This is a genomic window from Microbispora sp. GKU 823, from assembly GCF_002027145.1.
In the GTDB taxonomy this organism is placed as follows: domain Bacteria; phylum Actinomycetota; class Actinomycetes; order Streptosporangiales; family Streptosporangiaceae; genus Microbispora; species Microbispora siamensis.
The window spans coordinates 1-16,809 of record NZ_MWJN01000147.1 but is presented as its reverse complement, the minus strand read 5'-3'; the positions used below and the strand labels follow the sequence as shown (position 1 = coordinate 16,809).

Below are 16,809 nucleotides of genomic sequence, written 5' to 3'. Positions count from 1 at the left end.
GTTCGGCGGCCCGGCGACGACGTCGTCCGCGGGCGACAACGCCGTGGTCGACGCTGGCGGGCACCCCGGCCAGGGCGACGGTCCGCCTGGGCTCGGCCGGCACACCGATGACCCCGCGGGCGGTCACGCTCCTGGGCGAGGGCGCGGGCGACGACCGCGTCTCCGGCGGCTCGGGCGTCGACGTGCTGTGGGGACAGGACGGCGACGACCACATCTCCGGTGGAGGCCAGGGCGACCACGCTGAGGGCGGCGGCGGCGCGGACCAGATCCGCGGCGACCTCCCGCTGTCGGCCACCTCCACTCAGACCACCAGCGAGCCGCTCGCCGACCCCGGGTGGAAGGGGAACGCGAGCGAACCCGCGGAGCTGGAGGGGGACGACGCCACCCCCGGCCAGGACGACCTGATCGGCGGCTCGGCCACGCCGGGCGCACCCGACAAGGGCGACGCGATCGAGGGCGGCGGCGCGGCCGACGTGCTGCTCGGCGACAACGGCTCGCTCGTCCGCACGCTGACCGGGAACACCGAGCGCGTCTACACCGAGCGCTACCCGGCGGGTCAGGCGCCCGCGGACGCGACGCGCAGCCGTACGCACGACCCTGCCCTGCCCGGCGACTCCACCCGGTTCTGCACCCAGGCCCAGCCGACGTGCGAGCCGGAGGGCTCCTTCGGCGCCGACCGCCTCTACGGGGACGAGGGCGACGACGGGCTGTGGGGCCAGGACGGCGACGACCGGCTGTACGGCGGAGCGGGCGACGACGACATGTTCGGCGAGCTCGGCGACGACGAGATGGACGGCGGCGACGGCGAGGACGCCATGCTGGGCGACCGCGGCGGGGTGGTGGACGAGCGCATCGACGCGGGCGACGCCCAGCGGCTCGGCTTCACCGTCAGCCTTAACGCCCCGCCGAAGGAGACCTACCGCGGCTTCCCGGCCGGCTCCTACGACCGCCGTACCGACCTGCTGCACGACGCGGACGGCGACACCTGGGTGGCCGCGGCCCTGCCGCACGACGGCTTCGCCAAGGGCGGCGACGACCGCATGCGCGGCGGGCCGGGCCGCGACAGCATGCACGGCGGCGCGGGCGACGACCTGATCAACGGCGACAGCGGCGGCGACGAGGTCTTCGGCGACGACGGCGACGACGTCGTCTGGGGCGGCAAGGGCTGCGACCCCGTCCTGGACGCGGCGACCGCCGACTGCCTCAGCGGCGGCGCGTTCGACCCGGCCGCCCGGGGCACCGGCGACCGCTTCGTCGACCACGTCTTCGGCGGCGCCGGGGCGGACCTGCTCGACTACAACCCGCGCGTTCCTATCCGGGCGACTGCGCCCCCGGCCGCATGCCCGAGGGCACGCTCACCACCGTCGTCGACCCGTGCCTGTGGTTCCGGATGACGGACAAGGACAACGCGTCCGCCGCCGACGATCAGCACCACCAGGGCGTCGACTGGCAGTACGGCGGCGCGGACCGCGACGTGCTGCAGGGCGACCGCACCGCGAACGGGCCCAACCCGGGCGACAAGATGATCGACTGGAACGGGTCGTTCAACCTCTACACCCACTGCGGCCCGGCCAACGGCGGCCACAACATCGTCCGCCAGCACTCGCCCGCGATGCGCGACTTCCTCGCCAAGGTGGCCTGGGGCGCCGGCGCGGGCCGCGCCCAGGGCGACCCCTCGGCCCAGCGTGAGCTGGCGATCCCCGACAACGACAACGGCTCGCCCTACCCCACCTCACCCGGACACTTCGACTCGCCCGTCGCCTGCGCGGGCTGATCAGGAGAAAAGGATGTTACGCCGACTGATGGCGGCCGCCCTGGCCGCCACCGGACTGGCCGCGGCGGGCCTCGTCGCGGCCCCGGCCCACGCGGCCCCCGCGAAGCCACCCTCGTGTGATCCGGGGTACTGCTTCACCGTCGACGTGAAACTCGACCGCGCCCCGGCCGTGGGACAGACCGCGACGCTCACGGTGGGGGTCACCGCGAAGGAGGACCTGCCGAACGCGACGACGATCATCGAACTGCCGGAGACCTTGCGCTGGGTGCGCCCGCCCGCCGGGCTCGCCCACGCCCCGGCGACGATCGGGCGAAGCCCCGTGTACCGCGCGAGCGGTACGGAACGGGCCAGGCGCGGCACGCCGGTCCGGTACCAGGGCATCGTCACCGCGGTCGCCCCCGGCCCCGCCTCGATCCGCGTCCAGGCGCGGGACGGGCGGCCCGGCCCGGGCAGTGAAGGGCTCGCCTACCTCACCATCGGGGAGAAGTCGTCGATCTTCGGCATGCCGCCGGACGACCGCGGGCCTCGCGCGCAGGCGCCGGCGACGTCGGGGACCTGGGAGGACGACACGTGCGTGCAGGGGCGCGTCAAGCACATCCGGGCGGAGGACGGCGCCGTCAGGGGAGTGCCGGGGATACGGGTGACGGCGTTCGACGCCGACGGGGACGGCCCGTGACCGGCTCGGGGCGACCTTCACCGACGACGCGGGCGACTACCAGGTGTGCTTCCCCCGGTGCCGATGAGGACGGCACCGGCCAGGACGTCTACATCGAGGTGTCCTCGGCCAACGACTACTGGGAGATCGTGAAGCCGGGCGACGGGACCGATTACGCCGTCAGGAGCGACGTGAGACAGGACGTTCCCCGGGGCAGCGCCCTGTCGGTCATCGACTACGAGGCCGCGCCCGGCAGCCCTGCCGAGGGCGCCTTCCGGATCTTCACCGCCGCCCACGAGACCTGGAAGGCGTACACGGGCTGGCTGAACCAGCCGGGCAACGAGTGCTGGAAACCTGGTGAGGCGTCCTGCCGGAAGGTGACGGTGATCTGGGCGCCCGACAGGGTCGTTCCCCTGTCGTACTACTGCCCGGCGGCCTACGGCACGGACTGCTCCAAGCGCTTCGAGATACACCTGGACGCGTCGGTCGCTCTGTCGAAGATGACGGTCGCCCACGAACTGGGCCACTTCATCATGGACTACACCTACGACGGCATGCCGCCCTATGACGCCTCCTGCGACGAACACTACGTCAAGGACGAGACGACCCCGGCCTGCGCCTGGACCGAGGGATGGGCCGACTGGGTCGCCGTCCAGACCTACGACGACACGCACTTACGATGGGGACCCACCGACCCCGCGATCGACATCGAGAGCCCGACCTGGTTCAGTGAGGGCTGGTTCGACGGGACCGACGTCGAGGGTCGTGTGGCCGGCGCCCTCCTCGACCTGGCCGACTCCGGCCCGCGCGACGAGAAGTACTGGGACGTCGGCGGCCTGGGCCCCGCCGGGGTCGTGGCCGCCTTCAGGAAGGCGCCCGCCGACGACATCGACCAGTTCCTGGGCGGGCTGAGCGCGCAGGACAAGGTTCTCGCCGAGCAGGTGCTGTTCCAGAACGCCATCCGCAACACGCGCTACGAGGACCTCTTCGATCGGAAGATCGCGCACTGGCCCTCCAACGAACATCTTCTGCCGGTCTTCCCGACGACGGCCGGCAAGTGGTCGGTGGTGGCGACGGTCGCCTCTCCGCCGAACGGTGCGAACGTCGACCTCTACACATACCCTGTCGATCACGCCAAGGTGCCGTTGGCCAGCTCGGACGGGACCGCCTCCAACGCGGACTTCATCGCTGTGCAGCCCGCCTCCGACGACGACGTCTACGTCGCGCACGCCGCCTCGGACGTCGACTACCAGGAGTACGCGCTGGAGGTGGCCGAGGCGCCCGACGGCGACCTCCAGAAGGGAACCCCGCAGGAGATCACCATCGGCGCCGACCGGCTGGTCGAGATCCGTACGGCCCGGATCGGGCAGGGCGAGCCCGCGACGTTCATCGCCACGCCCCGCGACGGGCAGGACGTCGACCTGTTCGTGATGACGCCGAACCCCAGCGTGTGGGGCCTGTCTCGCGCCAAGGCCAGCCGTTCCACCGGCGGAGGGCCGGGCAAGGCCGAGCGCGTCTCCATCTCGGACCCCAAGGTGTCCGGTGTCTACGCGGTCATCGTGATCAGGAAGAGCGGCGCGGGAAACCTCCTCCTCACCCGCACCTGACGGTCCACGCCCGAGCGGCGGCCTTCCCGATCGACCGGGGAAGGCCGCCGCGCGGCCTGAGACCTGCCCGAATGGCGGCGATCTCGTCCGGCGTCTCTCAGTCGGTGGGAGTGGGGGTGGCGCCCCCGTGACCGCGTCCGGCGGCGGCGCCTTCCACCCACGACCGGTAGGCGTCGAGGACCAGGCCGTGGAAGTGATGCACGCCATGCTCGGACAGCCCCGAGCCGGACGGGTCGTAGACGATGCGGCCCTGGTCGAAGGCCGGAGTGTTCATGCCCCGCTGGACGCTCTCCACGATGGAGATGTCCTGCTGCTGCAGCACCTCGTCGATGTAGCGCACCGCCTCCACCTCGGCGTCCAAGATCTCGGCCGTCTCGAAGTAGAAGTCCCAGGTCTCCAGGGTGCGGTCGGGACCGGCCGGAATGACCTGCAGGACCATGAAGTTGCCGCGGCCGGGGTAGCGCAGCAGACAGGTGTTGGGCCACAGCCACCACACCGCGTGCTGCGTGACCGACGCACCCGCGACGTCGTACGCGGCGTTCTCCTGCTTGCCGGCCTCGGCGAAGTGGCTCGACCAGATGCCGTGGGTCTCCACCTCGTAGGTGTCCATGTCGACCAGGTCGACGAACTCCTTGTGGGCGACGTGGCAGTGGTAGCACTCCAGGAAGTTGTCGATGACGTTCTTCCAGTTGGACGCGATGTCGTAGGTCAACCGCTTCGCGTGGGTCAGGCCGGCCACGTCGGGGGCCCACTTGGCGATGTCGGCCGCGAGATCTCCGGCCTGCTCGGCAAGGGGGGCGGCGTTCGGGTCCAGGTTCACGTAGACGAAGCCGCCGAACTCCTCCACCAGCACCTGGTCGAGACAGATCTCGTTCTTGTCGAAGGTCTCCATCTTGTCGGCGCGTCGAGCCGCCTTCAGTTGCCCGTCCAGCCCGTAGGTCCACGCGTGGTAGGGGCAGACGATGTTGCGCGTGGTGCCCGAGCCCGTGAGCAGCTCATGGGCCCGGTGCTTGCAGACGTTGTAGAACGCGCGCAGCGCTCCGTCACGATCGCGTACGACCGCGATCGGCATACCGGCCACGGTGGCCGACACGTAGCTGCCGGGCGACGTGAGCTTCTCCACGTGGCAGATCCACTGCCACGTGCGGGCGAAGATCGCCCGGAGGTCGACGTCGAGCCACCGCGGGTCGGTGTAGGTCTCGGCCCGCAGTGACATCGACCGTCCTGGGTCCGTGTGGTATCCGGTGCCGACGCGGCGAATGTCGTCCATCGTGACTGGGGTCATGGCGGGAGCATACGTTCGTCTGAACGATCGTTCAATATGGTTCCTGGACGTTCGTTCAGGTCTGCGTCCCGTACGCAGTCAGTCGGCGAGTGCGATCTCCTCGCAGCGCGCGACGTTCCTGCTGATGGAGGCGCGGTCGAGCCCCAGCAGGGCCGTGAGCCACAAGCCGTTCTGGATGACGTCGATGTCGGCGGCCCGCCTGCCGCACTCGTCGGGTGACAACTCGGGGCGGGCCGCACGGATGAGGGCGGCGAGCCCGGCGCGGTAGCGTTTCTGGGCCTCGGTGTTGATGCGCTCGAAGTCCTCGTGGGCCTGGGCGAGCGCCCAGAGCTGAAGCCGCAGGGACAGGTACTCCGTCGTCAGGAACTCCGGGTCGGCCACCCGCTTCAGCGCGGCACGCAGCCGCTCTTCCGGTTCCAGGGTGAGATCCGGCTCGACCAGCGAGATGTCCTGCTCCTCGATGCGGTGCAGGGCCGCGCGGATCAGGCTCGTCTTGTCCTCGTAGTGGTAGTTCACCAGCCCCAGCGAGACCCCGGCCTCACGCGCGACGGCACGCATGCTGACCCCGGATATGCCCTGCAGGGACAGGAGCCGAAGCGCCGCCTCGAGGATCCGCGCCTGCCGGTCGACCTTCTCGTCGGCGTCGACTGCGCGCACGGGCCTCGGGCTCACGTCCCCAACCTTAACGCCGTACGAGGCGTCGTCGGCCCGGGGCTGGAGCGGGGGTGTCAGGCGGCGGAGCGTTCGCCGACGGGGCGGCGGCGCAGGCTCGTCCGCTGGAGAGCCGGCGGCACGTAGGCCTGGTCGAGTGTGCCGACGTCGGTGCCGGGCGGGACGATCTCGTCGATCCGGTCGAGGATGTCGTCGGTGAGTGCGACGTCGACGCCGGCGAGCAGGTCGTCGAGGTGGCTCATCGTGCGCGGCCCGACGATCGCGCTGGTCACGCCGGGATGAGCGATGGCGAACGCCATGGCGAGATGAGTCAGCGGCAGGCCCGCCTCCCGGGCGAGCGAGATGAACCGCTCGACGGCGTCGAGACGGTGCTCGTCGTTCAGGTGCGTGAAGAAGCCGGCGCGGCGCAGCTCGTTCTGCTGCCCCTTGCGGACGCGGCCGGTGAGCAGTCCCTGCCCGAGCGGCCCCCACACCAAGGTGCCCACCCCGTAGCGCTGCGCGACCGGAAGCACCTCGCGCTCGATGCCGCGGTCGAGCAGCGAGTACGGCGGCTGCTCGGTGTGGAACCGTTCCAGGCCGCGCCGCTCGGCGGCCCACTGGGCTTCGACGATGTCGGACGCCGGCATCGTGGACGTCCCGATCGCACGGACCTTCCCGCTGTGAATCAGGTCCGAGAGCGCGGAGAGTGTCTCCTCGACGTCCGTGGCGGGGTCCGGCCGCTGGATCTGGTAGAGGTCGATGTGGTCGGTCCGCAGGCGGCGCAGCGAGTTCTCGACCGCGGTCATGATCCAGCGCCGCGAGGCGCCCTGCTGATTGGGGTCGTCGCCCATCGGGCGGCTCACCTTGGTCGCGAGGACGACGGTGTCCCGCCGCCCCTCGATCGCCTTGCCGACGACCTCTTCGGAGTCGCCGTAGGCGTCGGCGGTGTCGATGAGGTTGATTCCCGCGTCCAGCGCTTTGTGGATGATGCGGGCCGAGTCGCCGGGATCGGGGTTGCCGACGGACGTGGCGAACATCAATGCGCCGAGCGCGTAGGGGCTGACCTTGATACCGGTCCGGCCGAGCGTGCGGTAGTGCATGCGAACCATGCCTTCCTTCGTTGTGGTGGCGAACCCGCGAAACGTGTGGCAGGCGGCACCTCTCCGGTGCCCGTCCCGTCGCCCCTGCGAGGGCGCCGGTCCGCCGAGCCGGCTCCCAGCGTGCGGCGGCGCGGGCGCCGGCGGGAGAGACGCCCTTATCCGGGGACGGGCGGTCCCTGGCTGCGTCCGGCGTCACCGGGCATGGTGGGGGTGTGGACAGAACCGAGCTGGCCGACTTCCTGCGCCGCTCCCGCGCCCGGCTCACCCCCGCCGACGTGGGGCTGTCGCAGGGCGCGCGGCGGCGCACCCCGGGACTGCGCCGCGAGGAGGTGGCGCAACTGGCGGGCATGTCCACCGACCACTACACGCGGCTGGAGCAGGCCAGGGGCTCGCGCCCGTCCCGTCAGATGCTCGCCGCCGTCGCCCGCGCGCTGCGGCTGACCGGCGACGGACGGGACCACCTCTTCCACCTGGCCGGCGAGGAGCCGCCGCGGGACCGGCCGGCCACGGAGCATGTCCGCCCCGGCCTGCTGCTCGTCCTCGACCGGCTGACCGACGCCCCCGCCCAGGTGGTGAGCGACCGCGGCGACGTCCTCGCGCAGAACGCGATGGCCAAAGCACTTCACGGCGATGTGTCCGCCCGCCCCGAGGCGGAGCACAACGTCGTCTGGCGCTACTTCACGGACCCGTCCGCGCGGGAACTCTTCCCGGCCGAGGACCGTGACCGCGCCGCCCGCGCGGCGGTGGCGGATCTGCGCGCCACACTCGCCCGCCGTCCGGACGACGCGCGGCTGGCGGGGCTCGTACGCCGGCTCCGTGCCCGCAGCGAGGAGTTCTCGGCGCTGTGGGACGCCCACGACGTCGCCGTGCGCCGCGCCGACGTCAAGCGCTTCCTGCATCCGGTCGTCGGCCTGCTGGAGCTGGACTGCGAGGTACTGCTGAGCCCGGAGCACGACCAGCGGCTGGTCGTCTACACCGCCCGCCCGGGCAGCGAGTCCTACGAGCGGCTGGAGCTGCTGCGCGTGGTCGGCCTCCAGGACCTGACCCGCGGCTGAACCCCTGACCCGGGTCCGCCGACGCCCCGCGGGCCCGAGCGTCTTGACGCGCATTGGCTAATGCCATTAGCCTTTCAGCTATGCAAATGAGCCTGGAGGGCGGCATGACCGAGTTCCTGAAGACCGGTGACGGCGAAATCGCGTACGACGTGACGGGGGAGGGCCCGCTGGTCGTGATGGTCCCCGGCATGGGGATCACCCGGAACACCTACCGATTCCTCGCCCCGGCGCTGGCCGCCGCCGGGTATCGCGTGGCGACCATGGACCTGCGCGGGCACGGCGAGTCGAGCCTCGGCTGGGACTCCTACACCCGCACCGACACCGCCGACGACATCGTCGCCCTGATCGAGCACCTGGGCGGGCCCGCCGTCGTCGTCGGGCACTCCTTCGCCGGGGGATCGGCCACCATCGCGGCGGCACAGCGGCCCGAACTGGTCACCGCCATCGTGGAGATCGCCCCCTTCACCCGCGCCCAGAAGCCCGACCTGGGCGCCCTGCTGAGCAACGGCCACTACCGCAAGGGCATGACGCGGCTCATGGGCGTGGCGCTCCTGCGCAGCATCGGGCTCTGGAAGAGCTACCTCGACCACGCCTATCCCGGTGTCAAGCCCGCCGACTGGGCGGACTACCTGGCCGCCCTGGAAGGCGACCTGCGCAGGCCGGGCCGCATGGCCGTGGTGAGCGCGATGGGCGCGTCCGCGCCCACGGACGCCGGCGCCCACCTCGGCGGCATCCGCTGTCCCGCCCTGGTCGTCATGGGCACCCGCGACCCCGACTGGGCCGACCCCCGGGCCGAGGCGGACGGTGTCGTGGCGGGGATGCCGCAGGGGCTCGGCGAGGTGGTGATGATCGACGGCGCCGGGCACTACCCGCACGCGCAGCACCCCGGCGAGGTCGCCGCGGCGGTGCTCGCGTTCCTGAAGGAGCGGGTCGGTGGGTAGGGCGGCGCTGTCCCCGGACGCCGTCGTCGATCTCGCGCTGCGCGTCGTGGACGAGGAGGGCCCCGACGCGCTCACCCTGTCCGCGGTCGCCGGGCGCGCCGGCGTCGCCACCCCCTCCCTCTACAAGCACGTACGCAGCCTCGCCGAGCTGCGCGTCCTGGTGTCCGGACGGGTGATGGGCGAGCTGACGGAGATAGCGAGCGAGGCGGTGCTCGGCCGGTCCGGCGACGAGGCGCTGCGCGCCCTGATGGACGGCTGGCGCTCCTACGCCGCCCGGCACCCGCGCCGCTACTCGGCGCTGATCCAGGCGCCACGGCCCGAGACGGCCGAGGCTGGAGACCGGCTCATCGGCATCATGTTCGCCGCACTCCGGGCGTACGGGCTTGAGGGCTCGGCCGCGATCCACGCCGTCCGCTGCCTGCGCGCGGCGATGCACGGCTTCGCCGTCCTGGAGGCGGCGGGGGCGTTCCGGCTCGCCGAGGACCTCGACGAGAGCCACGCCCTGCTGGCCCACATGGTCATCTCCGGGCTTCACACCGCCCGCGAGCGATGAGTCGCGGGGATCAGGACGTCCGGGCCATGGGCAGTTGTCCGGGGTCGTGGTCGTACAGCCAGCCGGTGGCCTTCTCGTAAAAGCGGTTGAAGAAGAACGGCATCATGATCTCTCGGAGCCGCGCCGCCACGGGCCCTGCCGTTTTGGCGTCCCGGTTGGCGGCGGCCGTCTTGGCCAGCTTGCCCGTACGGTCGTGGCGCATCCTGTCGAAGGCGGCCAGGGCCGCGGGGACGGCCTCGGCCGCCGCGAGTTGACGGGCGAGTGCGACGGCGTCCTCGATCGCCATCGAGGCTCCCTGGCCGGCGCGACCGGGTGAGCCGCATCGCCGACCAGCACCGTGCGGTCGTCATGGCGGCGTGTCACCGGAGGGAGCACGTGCAGCAGGGTGGAAGCGGTGACCGCCGAGGAAGCGCGGAGCACGGCGAGCGGCGTCTTCTCGGTCCGGAACAGCTCGGTCAGCTTCGCCAGGCCGACGGCGGTCAGGTCCGGCGGCGGATCGGCTGCGGCGACCTGAGCGGACCACCACACGGTGCCATCGGGAGCGGGCAGGTAGATGAAGGCCCCACGTCGAGCGAAGACCATGTTGAAGCCCTGCGGCCGCTCACCGGGCAGGCGCACGGGCCCGTCGGTGGCGCCGGAGATCGAATACAGGCCCGCGTAGCGAGGCTCGGGAGCCGCAGGGTGCAGCGCCCGGCGGGTGGCCGACCAGATCCCATCGGCTCCCACAAGCAGATCGGCGCCGGCCGTCAGCGAATCGAGCGAATCGCCGGAGAGCCGTCTGCCGACAAGGATCCGGGCGCCGGCTCCCGCCGCTTCCTCCCGAAGCGCCCTCACCAGATCGGCGCGCATCAGTGTCAGACTGCGCAGCGGATCGCCGGACCGTCGCCCGCGGGGGACGTCGCCCAGTGGCCGGTCCCTGCCGGACCACATGCGCTGCCTGTCCACCGGAAAGCCCGCCCGCTGAACCGCGTCCAGACACCCGAGCGCGTCCAGGGCGCGCAGCCCGTTGACCGACAGGCTGACGAACGACCCGACCGTCCCAGCGGGGTCCTCATACGCCTCATAGACCGTGACCTGAGCCCCGATCCGTGCCAGCGCGATCGCGCTCGCCGATCCGGCGACCCCGCCCCCCACCACCGCTACCTGCACGAATCCTCCTGAATGCACATTCACCGAATTTATATTCGGCGAAAGTGGATTCAGTATGCTGATGCCGCGACGACGACGTCAAGACGGAGGTCTGGTGGGAGTACGAAAGGCGAGGGCCGCGGAGACCGAGGCGGCCCTGAAAGACGCCGCACTACGGCAGTTCGCAGAACGCGGCTACCTGAACACGAAGATCACAGACATCACGGCTGCGGCCGGCCGGGCCACGGGCTCCTTCTACGACCACTTCACGAGCAAGGAGGACCTGCTCCAAGCACTGCTCGCCGACCTGCACGGCAAAGCACACGACCGGCTCGCCCAAGAGGATCACCCGCCACACGACCTGACGGACCGAGACCAGCTCCGCGAGCATCTGGCGGTGGCCTGGCACCTGATGCGCGACAACCGGCCCATCGTGATCGCCCTGTTCGAACAGGCGATGGCTGCCGGCCCCGGCGCAGGCCTGCTCTGGCGGCGCCTGATCGAGGACACCCGGGTGCTCCGCGAGCACCTGGAGCACCTGAGAGAGACGGGGCACTCCCTCCCGGGCGACCCGGAACTGGTCGCGGCGGCGATGGGCGGGATGCTGTCGATGCTCGCCTACGCGCTGCTCGGCGACGACCCGGAGTCCGGCCGCTCCGACGACGAGGTGATCGATACCCTCACCCGGCTCCTGCTCCACGGCCTCGCCGCTCCGGGCTCCACGCCGGCATGACCAGCGGCGGTACGACCGTCGCCGCTGCCGACCGGCGCACTCACCCCGTCAGAACGGCTCGTCGAGGGCCAGCCGCCTGACCTCGGGCAGGTATTCGTCCAGCTCGCCGGGCTCGAACCGGCACATGCCGAGCACGTACCAGAACTGGCCCGTCACGTCGCCCTCCAGCTTGTACAGCCCGCCGGGCGAGAACGCGGCCCATCCCTCGGGCAGGCCGAGCAGCGTGGCGCGGCGTTCGCGTCCCGGGACGTCCCACAGGATCACCACGCCGTCGTCCCCGGCGCTGGCGAGCAGATTCCCGGAGGGGTGGAACGCGACCGACCAGATCCGGCGGCCGTGACCCGCGAGGGTGCCGACGCGCGCGCCGGAGGCCGGGTCCCACAGGTGGACGGCGAGCTCGTCCCCGGCGGTGGCCAGCAGGTCGCCCGACGGGCTGAAGGCCGCCGTCCACAGCCGCCCGCCGCCGGCGAGCACGTGCAGGCACTCGCCTGAGGCGACCTCCCACAGGCGGGCGGTGCCGTCGTTGCTCGCGCTCGCCAGCAGGTCGCCCGACGGGGAGAAGGCCACCGCGTACACCCGGTCGTCGTGGCCGCTCAGCGTCGCCGCCCACTGGCCGGTCGACGCGTCCCACAGCCGCACGTTGCGGTCGTCGCAGCCGGTGGCCACGAGCCGGCCGTCAGGGCTGAAGGCGATCGACCTGACCCGCCCCCGGTGCCCGGCGAGGTTGGCGACCTGCCGCCCCGAGGGGCGGTACCACAGCCGGACGCTGTCGTCGTCGTTCGCGGTGGCCAGCAGTTGCCCGTCGGGGCTGAACGCCTCGGCCCACACGTGGTCGGTCTCCACGTTGAGCTCGCGCTCGTACGTCCCCGCCACCGGGTTCCACAGGTAGACGCCGCCGTCGTTGCTCGCGGTCGCCAGCAGCGGGCCGGCCGGGCTGAAGACGGCCGACACCAGCCGGTCGGCCGCCCCGGTGAGCGAACGCAGGCGGCGGCCCGTGACCGGGTCCCACAGCCGTACGTAGCCGTCGTTGCCGCAGGCGGCGAGCATGCCGCCGTCGGCGGAGAAACGGACCGACGTGATGCGGCGGCCGTGGCCGCGCAGCGTCTGGACGCACTGACCGGTGTGCGGGTCCCACAGGCGGGCGGTGCCGTCGTTGCTGCAGGTCGCGAGCTGCCGGCCGTCCGGGCGGAACGCGAACGGCCACACGGAGCCCCGGTGCCCGGTCAGCTCGGCACGCGCCTGGCCGGTGCGGTGGTCCCAGATCCGTACGACCCCGTCGCTGTCGCCGGTCGCGAGCAGCTCGCCCGTGGGATCGAACAGAACCTGGTAGACGGCGCCGCGGTGCCCGGGCAGGCTGCCGGCGGCCGCCCCGGTGACCGGATCCCACAGCCGTACGGCTCCCTCGGTGTCGCCGGAGGCGAGCAGCCGGCCCTCCGGATGGAAGGCGAGGGAGTAGATCCGGCCGGGGTGACCGGTGAGCTCGTGCAGCGCGGCGCCCGTGCGGGGGTCCCAGATGCGCAGCACGCCCTGGCCGTCGCCGGCGGCCAGGCGGGTGCCGTCGGGGCTGAGGACCAGGCGGTAGACGGTTCCGCTGTGGCCGTGGAGGTGGTGGCGCACCTGCCCGGTGGCGAGGTCCCACACGCGGATCGCCCCCGCGCTGTCGCCGGTCACCAGCAGCCCCGGCAGGAAAACGGCCGTGTAGATCGGGGCGGTGTGGCCCGGAAGCTCCCATGCGAGCTCCCCGGACGCCCAGACCCGCATGATCCCGTCCGCGCCGCCCGCCGCGACCAGGTCGCCGGAGGTCAGCACGGGCCACACCCCCTCGGGATGGCCCCGCAGGACGTGCGACGGCTCTCCGGTGGCCGGGTCCCACACCCGGATGGTTCCGTCGCTCGCGCCGGTCACCAGCCCGGCCTCGCCGTAGGCGATCTTGTAGACGCGGCCCCGGTGGCCCTGCAGCGTGCGCAGGGCGGACCCGGTGACGCTGTCGCAGACCAGCACGCCGCCGTCCTCCCCGCCCAGGGCGAGCACGCCGCCGTCGGGGTGGTAGGCGACCGGTTCGGGCAGGCGGCTGCTCTCGAAGTGGTAGCCGTACGGCACGCCGACGACGGCGGGGGCCAGCTCGGCGCCGACCTGGCCGCCGTCCGTGCCGGGGACGGCGGGCGCCACGGCCGCGCCGCGTAGCTCCGGCGCTCCCCGGGGGACGCCGGTGACGTCGATGAGCGCGGCCCGGTCCCAGCGGCTGCCCTCGACGGCGACGTCCCGCAGGTCGGCGCGGGCGAGCCGGGCCCGGGTGAGGTCGGCGCCGCGCAGGTCGGCGCCCACCAGCACGGCCTCGTCCAGGCGCGCCCCGACCAGCCGGGCGTCCCTGAGCACCGCGTGGGACAGGTCGGCCCCGACGAGCCGGGTGTCGGTCAGGTCGGCGCCGGTGAGGTCCACGCCCTGCAACTCGCGGTACGACAGGTCCTCCCCGCTGAGCCGGGCGCCGCGCAGGTCGGTCCTGGCCGAGGTGCGCAGCCGGGTGGTCACCTTGATGGCGTTGGCCCGTGCGACGTCACCGGCGGCGGGGGAGGCGAGCGTGCGGGCCGCCCACGCCTGCAGCCGCGAGGCGTCGGCCAGGTCGCACAGGAAGTCGACGGCCAGCGCCGACAACGGCCGCAGGCCGAGCCCCGGCGCGTGGCCGGCGTGGAGCGACTCCGCGAGGTGCCGGGCCACCAGCCACTCCACCACCGAGGCGTGGATGAACCCGAACAATCCCTCGTCCGTGCGGACCAGCAGGCTGCCGGCCCCGACGGCGTGCGCGGCCTGCTCGGGCGTCAGCCGCGCGGCCCCCTGTCCTCCCGGGAACCCCTGTCCTCCGGTGGTCCCGGCGCCGTCCGCGTCGGCCGGGCCTGTCCGCTCCGCCTGCTCGGAACCGGGCCCCGGTCCGTACGGCACGGGGTTCTGCGCGTCGGCGGCCAGGCCGGTGAGCGTGTCGGCGACCTCGGCCAGCTCCGCCGGCCGCAGGTAGGTCTCGCCGGTCTCCCACAGCCGCAGCGCGAGCGTGGTCGCGGCCCGCCACAGCTCCTCACGGGTCAGCCCGCCGGGAGCTCCGGCCACGCCGCGCACGCGCTCCTCTTCGAAGGCCAGCCACGTGTCGAGGATCTCCTGGTAAAGACCGGCGGCGCTGATCGCCTCCCCGGCCCGGGCGACGGCGCGCAGCCTTTCTGCGGGCAGGTCGGCGATGAAGCTGAGCATGCGGGGGTTGTGCGCCAGGCCGAGCAGGTCGGCGATGCCCGTGAGCAGGGCCATCCGGTCGTCGGCCGCCTCCTGCGAGCCGTACCGGTTGAGCAGGTAGGCGCGGATCTGCTCCTCGGTGAACTCCTCGATGCTGAGCACCCGGCGGTTCGGCAGCAGGCCGACCTTCTCCCCGAGCGCGGTCATCACCTGGCTGCGCGACTTGAAGTGCTGGGTGCGCCCGGCAACGACGATCTTCGCCTTGTCCTCGGCCGCGCGCAGCAGGGTGTCGAGGTGGTCGGCCGCCCGCTCGTACGTCACGCGGGTGACCAGTTCGTCGAAGCCGTCGAACAGCAGCACGATGCGGCCCTGGCGCAGCATGTAGTGGAACGCCTTGAGGTCGATCAGCTCCTCGCCGTGGTTGGCGAGGTGCGCCGCGACCAGCCCGGCGACCGAGTGCGCCTTGTCGAGGGCGCGCAGCTCGATCAGGATCGGCGTGAGGTGCGGCAGCTCGGCGGGGATGCGCCTGGCCACCTCGCGCAGCGAGAACGTCTTGCCCCGGCCGAAGTCGCCGAGCACGAGCACGAACCGCCCGTGGTCGGCCGCGAGCAGCCGCATCAGCTCGTCGGTCAGGTCGTCGCGCACCTCGCCGCCGGTCCGGTCGAGCTCCCGGAACCGCTGCGGCACGTACAGCTCGGGCGGGTAGCGGCGGTCGCCGCGCAGCCTGGCCGTCTGCCCGGCCACGTACGACGACAGGTCGAGCAGGCCCTGGAACTCGGTGAAGCTGCGCAGCCGCAGCCCGCGCCGCAGCGCGTCGTCGCGTAAGGTCCGGGACGGTTGCGGCCCCTGGTAGACCAGCTCGGCGGCGTGCTCCAGCCCCGCCGCGTGGACGTGACCGAGGAACGCCTCGACCCGGTCCTGGTTCAGCTCCCCGGCGTGCGCGCCGATCAGGACCTGGCGGACGAACCCGTCCTCGGGGTGGGTGACGAGCAGGCGCGGCGGGTCGCCGGCGACGCGGCGGATCTTGGCTCGCTCGAAGCGGGTCTCGCAGACCTCGGCGATCCGGTCGAGCAGCAGGTCGGCCGGGCCCGCCGGCTCCTCCGGCTCCCGCGCCGGCGGCTCTGGAGCCGCCACGGCGGGGGTCTGCGGCCGCCAGCCGCGCCAGCGGTACGGCAGGACTCGGGGTCGCCCAGCTCCGGCCGGTCGCGGGTCCACCGGCGCAGCCCCTCGGGCGTGACCTGGAGGATCTGGTGACGGCCCGGGGCGAGCGCGGGCACGCACGGCAGCCCCTCCAGATCCCAGACCTCCTCCGGGCCGCCGCCACGGGGGCCCCGCCCATGGACGAGCAGGTCGAGCCGGGATCCGAGCAGCCGTTCCAGGGTGGCGGCGTCGCGCAGGCCGGGACGCGGGGGATGGGCGACGACGCCGATCCGCAGCCAGCCCTCGAACGGCCGCAGCCGCTCGGCGAACCACGCCGCCTGGGCCTCGCCGACGAAGCCGTAGTCGTCCTCCTCGCGGTGGCTCATCGCGATCGTGGAGTTGATCCCGGCGACGACCGTGCGCAGCTCGGGCAGCTCGAACAGCGTCCACGGCTGGGCGCTGTCGAAGGCCGGGCCGTCGAGGCCCTGGTAGAGCTCGCCGAAGAGCGTGGAGAAGTGCCGCCACTTCGGCCAGTACGGCGGCTGCGGGCGCACGTCGTCGGCCTCACAGGTCGCGAAGTAGGCCCGGCAGGCCGCCTTGGTGACATCGCGCGGCCCGGGGACGACCACCAGCCGTCCGGGCTCCAGCCCCAGCAGCACGCGCAGCCCGGTGAGGAACGCCAGCGCCTGCTCGCACTCGCGGATGCTGCCCGACTCGGTGAGGTCGCCGGTCACCACCAGGAGATCGGGCCTGGGCACCCCGGCGTCGGCGAGCCGGGTCAGGTCGGCCCACACGCTCGCCTGCAGCTCGCCCGCGTCGAGCGGCTCGTCCGCCTCGGCGAGGCCGCGCCCGAACCGCGGCCCGGCGACGTGCAGCACGGTCACCGAGGAGGCGCCGCCCGCGCGCTCGGCCGTCGGGAACACCGGCTCGGCCGCCGGGGTGCGCCGGGCCCGGGGCACCCGTACGGCCGG

General features: G+C 72.8%; 13 protein-coding genes. 8 read left to right on the top strand and 5 right to left on the bottom strand.

All coding sequences use genetic code 11. The annotated features are described in order from the left end of the window. The 4 genes from B1L11_RS41325 to B1L11_RS41310 form a co-directional block, all read left to right on the top strand. The coding region (locus B1L11_RS41325) for a calcium-binding protein (RefSeq protein WP_372974777.1) at positions 1-1,394 on the top strand (1,394 nt) is incomplete at its 5' end. Next, on the top strand, positions 1,340-1,774 hold the full coding sequence (locus B1L11_RS49120; RefSeq protein WP_079320655.1) for a hypothetical protein: 435 nt from the start codon (positions 1,340-1,342) through the stop codon (positions 1,772-1,774). The genes B1L11_RS41325 and B1L11_RS49120, both read left to right, overlap by 55 nt. 13 nt (positions 1,775-1,787) lie before the next feature. Beyond that, entirely contained in the window at positions 1,788-2,450 is a 663-nt protein-coding gene (locus B1L11_RS41315; RefSeq protein WP_143737919.1) for a hypothetical protein, read from the top strand. After that, positions 2,447-4,036 (top strand): hypothetical protein, encoded by a 1,590-nt coding sequence (locus B1L11_RS41310; protein WP_143737918.1) that lies wholly within the window; start codon positions 2,447-2,449, stop codon positions 4,034-4,036. Before B1L11_RS41315 ends, B1L11_RS41310 begins: the two co-directional genes overlap by 4 nt. A 97-nt stretch (positions 4,037-4,133) precedes the next feature. Here B1L11_RS41310 and B1L11_RS41305 read toward each other — a convergent pair whose 3' ends face one another. The 3 genes from B1L11_RS41305 to B1L11_RS41295 form a co-directional block, all read right to left on the bottom strand. Continuing rightward, on the bottom strand, positions 4,134-5,321 hold the full coding sequence (locus B1L11_RS41305) for an SRPBCC family protein (RefSeq protein ID WP_218671632.1): 1,188 nt from the start codon (positions 5,319-5,321) through the stop codon (positions 4,134-4,136). A gap of 78 nt (positions 5,322-5,399) precedes the next feature. Further along, complete coding sequence (locus B1L11_RS41300) at positions 5,400-5,993, bottom strand: TetR/AcrR family transcriptional regulator (protein ID WP_256863332.1); 594 nt, start codon at positions 5,991-5,993, stop codon at positions 5,400-5,402. 56 nt (positions 5,994-6,049) lie between these two features. Next, positions 6,050-7,081, bottom strand: coding sequence for an aldo/keto reductase (locus B1L11_RS41295; protein ID WP_306291771.1), 1,032 nt, complete (start codon positions 7,079-7,081; stop codon positions 6,050-6,052). Between the two features lie 203 nt (positions 7,082-7,284). Between B1L11_RS41295 and B1L11_RS41290 the strand changes: the two genes are divergently transcribed. From B1L11_RS41290 to B1L11_RS41280, 3 genes are all read left to right on the top strand, one after another. After that, the gene (locus B1L11_RS41290; protein WP_079320650.1) at positions 7,285-8,127 is read left to right on the top strand and encodes a helix-turn-helix transcriptional regulator; all 843 of its coding nucleotides are present in this window, start codon (positions 7,285-7,287) and stop codon (positions 8,125-8,127) included. Between the two features lie 80 nt (positions 8,128-8,207). Then, the gene (locus B1L11_RS41285; RefSeq protein WP_256863331.1) at positions 8,208-9,068 is read left to right on the top strand and encodes an alpha/beta fold hydrolase; all 861 of its coding nucleotides are present in this window, start codon (positions 8,208-8,210) and stop codon (positions 9,066-9,068) included. Beyond that, positions 9,061-9,621: a TetR/AcrR family transcriptional regulator gene (locus B1L11_RS41280; RefSeq protein ID WP_079320648.1), complete on the top strand. Its 561-nt coding sequence runs from the start codon at positions 9,061-9,063 to the stop codon at positions 9,619-9,621. Before B1L11_RS41285 ends, B1L11_RS41280 begins: the two co-directional genes overlap by 8 nt. Positions 9,622-9,723: 102 nt before the next feature. On the opposite strand, the gene B1L11_RS41275 is transcribed toward B1L11_RS41280, so the two are convergent. Beyond that, a complete protein-coding gene (locus B1L11_RS41275) occupies positions 9,724-10,770 on the bottom strand; it encodes an FAD-dependent oxidoreductase (protein WP_218671631.1) in 1,047 nt (348 codons plus the stop codon). 94 nt (positions 10,771-10,864) lie between these two features. Between B1L11_RS41275 and B1L11_RS41270 the strand changes: the two genes are divergently transcribed. After that, positions 10,865-11,482: a TetR/AcrR family transcriptional regulator gene (locus B1L11_RS41270; RefSeq protein ID WP_079320647.1), complete on the top strand. Its 618-nt coding sequence runs from the start codon at positions 10,865-10,867 to the stop codon at positions 11,480-11,482. Between the two features lie 48 nt (positions 11,483-11,530). Here B1L11_RS41270 and B1L11_RS41265 read toward each other — a convergent pair whose 3' ends face one another. Then, the gene (locus tag B1L11_RS41265) at positions 11,531-15,832 is read right to left on the bottom strand and encodes a pentapeptide repeat-containing protein (protein ID WP_256863333.1); all 4,302 of its coding nucleotides are present in this window, start codon (positions 15,830-15,832) and stop codon (positions 11,531-11,533) included. Between the last annotated feature and the right edge of the window lie 977 nt (positions 15,833-16,809).

Bases quoted from the DNA above. Each gene is read 5' to 3' on its own strand.
- B1L11_RS49120 (WP_079320655.1), top strand. From the start codon at position 1,340: ATGCCCGAGGGCACGCTCACCACCGTCGTCGACCCGTGCCTGTGGTTC.
- B1L11_RS41285 (WP_256863331.1), top strand. From the start codon at position 8,208: ATGCAAATGAGCCTGGAGGGCGGCATGACCGAGTTCCTGAAGACCGGT.
- B1L11_RS41305 (WP_218671632.1), bottom strand. From the start codon at position 5,321: ATGACCCCAGTCACGATGGACGACATTCGCCGCGTCGGCACCGGATAC.
- B1L11_RS41315 (WP_143737919.1), top strand. From the start codon at position 1,788: ATGTTACGCCGACTGATGGCGGCCGCCCTGGCCGCCACCGGACTGGCC.
- B1L11_RS41295 (WP_306291771.1), bottom strand. From the start codon at position 7,081: ATGGTTCGCATGCACTACCGCACGCTCGGCCGGACCGGTATCAAGGTC.